Below are 6000 nucleotides of genomic sequence, written 5' to 3' on the forward strand. Positions count from 1 at the left end.
GCCGGTCGACGATCGTGGCGCAGAGGCGCGGGTTTGTGAACGTTCTCGTTCAATCCGCCGTGCGTGTAGGCCATCGCGTAGGCCTGGGTACGGTTGGAAATGAATCCTGAAGTGCCCACTTGGGGAACAAAAACCGGTCCCGTCGTGGACCTGGTCGGCGCATACTGGGAGCACCCTAACGATGTCCCCGACCTCGTGTCGCGGACTCAGCCGGATACACCGACGAGCCTCGTGCACGGACGTGGGATTCCCTCCGGCCTTCAAGCAGCCGGGGGTCGGAGGGAAACTAACTGGTTCCCGGCTTCGTCCACGCGCCCCCCGCATGCCTCGCCGTTCCTGCTTCCGCGAGTAAATCAGCTTTCATCTCTCCAGGTCTCCCGGCGGCCTGTGCCGACCTCTAAACTCGGGATGGTGGTCAGGGTGCCTTCTGCTGGTCAGGGAGTTGGGTTTCTGCTGGTATGACGAGGAGTTCGGCAATACGCCGACGGTCGACGCTGGTGACCTGCAGGGTCGCACCGTTCACCTCGATGGTGTCTCCTGGCGTTGCGAGCCGGCCGAGGCGGTCGAGAACAAAGCCGGCGACCGTGTCCCAGGTGCCGCGGGGCAGCTCGATGCCGGTGGCCTCGGCAAAGTCCTGCAGGTTCAGTCGCCCGTCCACAATGCCCCCACCTTCGGCGAGCCGTACCGGTGCTGAGTCGGTGTCGTACTCGTCGAAAATCTCTCCCACGACTTCCTCGACGAGGTCCTCCAGGGTGATGATGCCGTCGGTGCCGCCGTATTCGTCGATGACGACCGCGATGTGGGTGTTCTGGGCGCGTAGTTTTGTGAGTGTGGGCAGCACGCGTGCGGTTGCCGGTAGGTACGGGATGGGCCGAAGAACCTGCGCCAGGGGTGCCCTTGGGTCATGCGCCGCGGCGTCGTACAGGTCCCGCACGTGGACGAAGCCGGTGATGTCATCAATGGACTGATCCACTACCGGGTAGCGCGAGAACGGCAGGTCCCCAATGTGCGAGATCGCCTCGCCGACTGTGTCGCTGCTGGTGATCGTGACGACCTCGGGGCGGGGTCGCATGACTTCGCTGATCTGCCGGTCGCGTAGGGAGAGCACGTCGTCCAGGATGCGGCGTTCGTCCTCGGGCAGTCCTTCATGGCTGGTGGCGATGTCCCGGAGCTCTTCCTCCGTCATCTCCTCACTGCGTCGGTGCGGGTCGCCGCCGAGGAGGCGGACCACCGCCTTTGTGGATACGGACAGTAACCAGATCACCGGTCGCATGAGCACCGCAAAGCCGTTCAGGACCGGTGCCACGGCATACGCGAACTGCACATTGCGCTGGATCGCCAAGCGTTTCGGTGCCAGCTCACCCAAAACGAGAGACAGGTACGCAACAATCAGCGTGAGCAGGATTGTGACAACAGTGAGGGCGGCCGATTCGGCTAGCCCCAATGACACCAGCACGGGTGCGACAGCGGGCGCGATCGACGAGGCCCCGTACGCGGCCGACGCGAACCAGGCGACCGTCACACCGATCTGCACCGCGGACAGGAACCTGTTCGGGTTCCGAGCCAATTCGGCGACCTTCACACCCCGCTTGCCCCGCTGGCCTATCGCGTTGACCTGGCTATCACGCAGCGTCACCAGCGCCATCTCGGTCGCGGCGAACACACCACCAATGAGCACGAACACCACCACCAAGCTGATGTTCAGTACCAGCTCCCCGCTCATCGGGCCACCCTGAGAACAGGCGGCCGGCCCGGCCTGAACCGGGCACCGGGTCTATCGCAGTCGGACGACGATTCAGGGGAACGAGTCATATCGCCACTCTAGGAACAGGACGCCGCCTCGGTCGACCTATGGTCACAAGGCAGCACATCGCTTCATCCGGGCAAGGAACACGCCCGCGGTCATCAGGACCGAGCAGAAGAAACGCAGGTCGTGGCATTCACGGGATCGCTCCCGCCCCGCCGCTGCCCACAGCCGGGACAGTTCTCATGGGTTATTCACCACACCTTGACAGCAGGAACCATGGCGCCCGTCTGCACACATCTACCTCATGTCACCGGCATGGAAGAAGGCTCCTCGAACGGGCGGTGGCCGTGCACAGCCTCCTACCAGCGTGGTCGCGACCAGCGCCCGCTTGCTGGTAGTTAGCTGTCGGTACGGTCACGATTCTGCGTCTTACCCCCGAATCATTGCTGTCAGCCGTTGACGGGTGTCTATGGTCGAAGGAACGAGTCCAACCGCTATTGCGTGAACCCCCCCTTCGTGTTCTGCTTCCGAGAGGCCTCTCATGACGTCGTACAGTTCAATCTTCGCTACCCCACACCGCACCTCCTGGGTTGTCGCATCCGCCTTCGTGATGGCTTTGGGCCTGACGGGATGCTCGAGCCCTGCGGAGGAAGATATGGACGCGATCGCCGTCGGGGAGGACGGATCGGTGGGCCAGGTGAAGCTCCTGAGCGTTCTGCTGGTCTCCGAAGACGAGGGCGAGCCGGCCAGGTTACTGGGAACCCTGGACAACGAAACTGACGAAGACCTCGAGGTCACACTCAGCGACGAGGACGACAGTGTCACGGTCACTGTCGCCGCCAATGACCAGTACCCGTTCGACACCAACGAGGCAGTCTTCGACACAGCAGGAGACGCACCAGGGGCGAACACATCCCTCACGGCCGAGGCGGACGGCGAAACAACGGAACTCACGATCCCCGTCCTGGACGGGACACTCGAGCGATACCGGCCCTACCTGCCCGAGTGATCCCTTCAACATGCAGCTTCTCTGCGGTGCCTGCGGTGCCCGCCGTGCAGCTTCGCGGCCGACTCTTCGGGCGGTGGACTTTGACGTGTCTGCCGCTCGTGGGCGGGACGGCACCGTTGGCGGCGCGATTGCAGGATGACGATGGAAGGGGTGTTCTGGGATGAGTCGTGTGGATGGGCGCTCTGTTCGGGAGTCGTTACGCGCCCAGTTGTGGCCGGTCCCGTTGGCTGCGGTCCTGGTGGCGGTCGTCCTCGGGCAGGCTCTTCCGTTCCTCGATGAGCGCCTGGATGACCGGCTTCCAGCAGTGGTGTCCGGTGTGCTGTTCGGCGGAGGCCCGGAAGCGGCCCGGTCCTTACTGGAGACGATCGCCAGTTCCACGATCACCGTAACGTCGCTGACGTTTTCCCTAACGGTCGTGACCCTGCAACTGGCCAGCAGCCAGTTCTCCCCCCGCCTGCTGCGCACCTTCACCCGGGACCGCTTCGTTCACAACACGTTGGCGCTGTTCCTGGCGACCTTCGTGTTCGCGTTGACCGTCCTGAGAAGCATCCGCGTGGAAAGCAGCGCAGGCGCCAGCTTCGTGCCGGAAATCGCCGTCACCACAGCGTTCCTCCTGACCCTTGCCAGCGTCGTCGGTCTCGTCCTGTTCCTGGCCCACCTCGCACGACAGATCCGGGTGGAAACGATGCTCCGCGACGTGCACCGCGAGACAGAGCACACCCTCGAGCGCATCTACCCCGAGCACGGGGACACAACACCCAGTGATGTGCGTCCTCCAACGGACAGCCTGCTGCTGCGAAGCCCGCGATCGGGTTTCCTGACCCGGGTCAACGAGGACGGCCTGGACGTCGCTACCCGCTCGGGTGTTGTCGTCAGCGTCGACGTCAGCCCTGGAACTTCTCTCATCGAATCCGTTCCCGTCGGACGGTTCTGGACCACGGACGGAACCCCACTCGAGGATCAGCAGTGCGAAGACGTGTCAGAGGAGATCCTCGAAGCTTTCAGCACAGGGTTTGAGCGCACCTCGAACCAGGATCCGTCGTTCGGGTTGCAGCAGCTCCTGGACGTGACTGACAAAGCGCTCTCCCCCGGAGTAAACGACCCCACGACCGCCGTCCACGCACTAGGTCACATCTCGGCATTGCTGTGCTCGCTCACCGGCCGGTCGACAGGGTCCCGCACACTCGTCGACCCCGAAGGGGTACCTCGGGTGAAGCTGCACCTGCCGACCTTCAACGATCTCCTGGAACTCGTCATGGATCAACTGATCACCTATGCCTTCACCGACCCGCGGACTGCAAATCGCACCATCGACATGCTCTCCGAGATCCACATCAAAGCCACCGTCACCGACCCGGACCCAACCATCACCACCCCGCTCAACGCGCAGCTCGACACACAGCTGCAGCGTGTCCGCACTGCTGTCGAGAACTCCCCCATGGACGACACGATCCAGCGAAACCTCACCGAGCGCGTCGACGGCATCAGCACGACCATCAGCATCGGCCGGTAAAGGAGATCCTTGTGAGCGATGATCTGGACGTACCTCTGGGTGGACGGGAACTCGTTCTGCATACCAGGCACGAGGTCCTGTCGGTTGCCACAACAATGCTGGCGCAGGCCTCCGAGCGGATGTGCCTGCGCCAGCGGAGTTGCTTCTAGGCGGTGCTGGTCGCGTCCTGAACTTCGCCGACGAGTTCTTCGAGGATGTCCTCAAGGAAGAGCATGCCGGTGGTATTGCCCTCGGCGTCGAAGACGCGAGCGATGTGGGCGCCGGTACGGCGCATGGTGGCCAGGGCGTCCTCGAGGTCGCTGCTGCGATACGCGGAGGCGAGCCTGCGAATACGCTTGGCCGGCACCGGCGCATTGAACGCCTCCCGGGTGGACAGATCCGTAACGTCTTTCAGATGAACGTAACCGACGGGTTCGGCGGCAACGGTGAGGATATACCGGGAGTATCCGTGCTCCCCTACGGTGCGCTGAATGTCCGCCGGGCTGGCCGTTTCGGGCAGGTGCACGATGTCCCCGATGGGAACCTCGACATCGGCGACAGTCTTGGACGTGAACTCAAACGCGTTGGTCAAGGTGCCGCTGCCATCGGCGAGGACACCTTCCCTGGTGGACTGCTCCACGATGGTTGCGACCTCATCGAGGGTGTAGGCGCTGGTCGCCTCATTCTTCGGTTCGACCTTGAACAGGCGCAGGATGCCGTTCGCGATGCCGTTCAGCGACCAGATGACTGGTCGGACGACCTTGGAAACGAACACCAGGGGTGGTGCCAGGATCAGGGCTGCTCGGGTCGGGACAGAGAACGAGATGTTCTTGGGGACCATCTCACCCAAAACCACGTGCAGGAACGTCACCAGCAGCAGGGCGATGATGAACGCGATCACACCGATGGCTTCGGGCGGGATCGGGGTCAGGGCCAGCGGGTACTCGAGCAGATGATGAATCGCCGGCTCGGACACGTTGAGAATGACGAGGGAACAGACGGTGATGCCGAGCTGGCTGGTCGCCAGCATGAGCGTGGCGTGTTCCATCGCCCACAGGGTGGTCTTCGCGGCCTTGCTGCCCTCCTCGGCGCGCGGCTCGATCTGGGAGCGACGGGCGGAGATCACAGCGAACTCGGCGCCGACGAAGAACGCATTGACCGCCAGGAGCACGACCAGCCAGATCAGTCCGGGCAGGTACTCACTCATGGGTCAGGTCCTTCGTCAGTTCATCGATTGTTCGGTCATGGCGGCTTTGTTCGACAGCCTGCGGATCCTGCGGGTAATCGGCCGGGTCGGTCGGTGTGAACCGGATGCGTTCGACGTGGGATCCGAGGACGCGCTCCACGCGCAGCACGCCGTCGCCGAGCGTGACTTCATCGCCTAGTTCCGGGATGCGGTCGAGTTCGTCGGTCATGTACCCGGCCAGGGTGTCGTAGTCCTCACCCTCGGGCACCTCAATACCGGTGCGCTCTCTCAGCTCGTCAGGGCGAAGTGACGCATCGAAGGTGATGGACTTGCCGGTGCGGATGACACCGACGCGGGTGCGGTCGTGTTCGTCCTCGAGTTCGCCCACGATTTCCTCGATGAGGTCCTCGAGGGTGGCGATGCCGGCGGTGCCGCCGTGTTCATCAGTGACGATTGCGACCTGCAGGCCCTGTCCGCGCAGCAGGCCCAGGAGTGTGTCGACGCTCATGGATTCGGGTACCCGTAGGGGTTCGACCATCAGCTTCTCGGCCGTGGTGATGTTCCGC

At 63.5% G+C, this 6000-nt stretch carries 5 protein-coding genes; 2 read left to right on the forward strand and 3 right to left on the reverse strand.

Annotation, left to right across the window (positions count from 1 at the left end; all coding sequences use genetic code 11):
* Positions 1-415: 415 nt before the first annotated feature.
* Positions 416-1723 (reverse strand): hemolysin family protein, encoded by a 1308-nt coding sequence (locus ACX80L_RS14785; RefSeq protein WP_459290538.1) that lies wholly within the window; start codon positions 1721-1723, stop codon positions 416-418.
* Positions 1724-2402: 679 nt separating this feature from the next.
* On the opposite strand from ACX80L_RS14785, the gene ACX80L_RS14790 reads away from it, so the two are divergent.
* The gene (locus ACX80L_RS14790; protein ID WP_459290540.1) at positions 2403-2756 is read left to right on the forward strand and encodes a hypothetical protein; all 354 of its coding nucleotides are present in this window, start codon (positions 2403-2405) and stop codon (positions 2754-2756) included.
* A gap of 238 nt (positions 2757-2994) precedes the next feature.
* A complete protein-coding gene (locus tag ACX80L_RS14795; protein WP_459290542.1) occupies positions 2995-4269 on the forward strand; it encodes a DUF2254 domain-containing protein in 1275 nt (424 codons plus the stop codon).
* 145 nt (positions 4270-4414) lie between these two features.
* Here the strand turns inward: ACX80L_RS14795 and ACX80L_RS14800 are convergent, their stop codons facing one another.
* A complete protein-coding gene (locus ACX80L_RS14800) occupies positions 4415-5455 on the reverse strand; it encodes a hemolysin family protein (RefSeq protein WP_459290544.1) in 1041 nt (346 codons plus the stop codon).
* Positions 5448-6000 (reverse strand): transporter associated domain-containing protein (locus ACX80L_RS14805; protein ID WP_459290546.1); only part of this gene is annotated, 553 nt, incomplete at its 5' end. The genes ACX80L_RS14805 and ACX80L_RS14800, both read right to left, overlap by 8 nt.

This window comes from Arthrobacter sp. MDT1-48-3 (assembly GCF_054511015.1).